Annotated in this window: 1 protein-coding gene; it reads left to right on the forward strand. The window is 43.9% G+C overall.

Features of this window, described 5'->3' with window-relative positions; genetic code table 11:
* A partial coding sequence (locus tag F6K23_RS40790) for an NAD(P)H-quinone oxidoreductase subunit N (RefSeq protein ID WP_293166949.1) occupies positions 1-1097 on the forward strand: 1097 nt, incomplete at its 5' end.
* Positions 1098-1258: the final 161 nt, after the last annotated feature.

Below are 1258 nucleotides of genomic sequence, written 5' to 3' on the forward strand. Positions count from 1 at the left end.
ATGAGGCAGCTTTGAAATATTTGCTGATTGGAGCGGCAAGTTCTGCAGTCTTTCTGTATGGCGTCTCTTTGCTGTACGGTTTGTCTGGAGGAGAGACAAATTTGATTGCGATTGCACAGGGCATTGCTGATTTAGAATCTGGTCAATCTCTAGGAGTTTTGATTGCTCTGGTATTTGCGATCGCTGGCGTTGCTTTTAAAATCTCGGCAGTTCCCTTCCACCAATGGACACCTGATGTCTACGAGGGTTCTCCTACTCCGGTGGTTGCTTTTCTGTCGGTTGGTTCCAAAGCCGCTGGTTTTGCCTTGGCAATTCGCTTACTAAGTACTGTTTTCTCTCTAGTCACCCAAGAATGGCACTTAATCTTTACTGCTCTGGCTGTGTTGAGTATGGTCTTAGGGAATGTAGTTGCCCTCACTCAAACTAGCATGAAGCGGTTGCTAGCCTATTCTTCCATTGCTCAGGCTGGGTTCGTGATGATTGGTCTAATTGCTGGTACTAATGCCGGTTACTCCAGCATGATTTTTTACTTGCTGGTTTATTTATTCATGAACTTGGGTGGCTTTATCTGCGTGATTCTGTTCACCTTGCGCACTGGCACTGACCAGATTAGTGAGTACGCAGGATTATATCACAAAGACCCACTAGTGACTTTGGGCTTAAGCCTTTGTTTACTATCCTTGGGAGGGATTCCACCTCTGGCAGGGTTTTTCGGTAAAATTTACCTGTTTTGGGCAGGTTGGCAAGCTGGGTTGTATGGTTTAGTACTGCTAGGTCTGATTACCAGTGTAGTCTCGATTTACTATTACATCCGCGTGGTCAAGATGATGGTGGTTAAAGAACCCCAGGAAATGTCTGAATCTGTGAAAAATTATCCAGAAATTAGCTGGAGTCTTCCTGGTATGCGTCCCCTGCAAGTGGGTTTAGTGCTGTCAGTATTTGCTACCTCTGTGGTAGGAATTCTGTCTAATCCCTTATTTACACTGGCTAATGATTCTGTTGCCAAAACTCAGATCTTGGAATCGCAATTGGTAGAGATGCAAACAGTTAGCTCTGTTGTGGGAGAGCAGCATTTATCTTTGTATCGAGAGGATTAATTTCTCTGAATCAAGGCAAACCCTGCCCTACTCCAAGGGCAGGGATTTTGTAGTTAATGGTATTAAAATCAAGATTAAACATCTAGAAATAGGATAGATAAGGATAATATAGTCATGGAATCCAAAGGAAAATCTGCCTCTGAGATCGGTCCTTTACCACC

Source organism: Okeania sp. SIO2C9, assembly GCF_010672455.1.
Taxonomy (GTDB): domain Bacteria; phylum Cyanobacteriota; class Cyanobacteriia; order Cyanobacteriales; family Microcoleaceae; genus Okeania.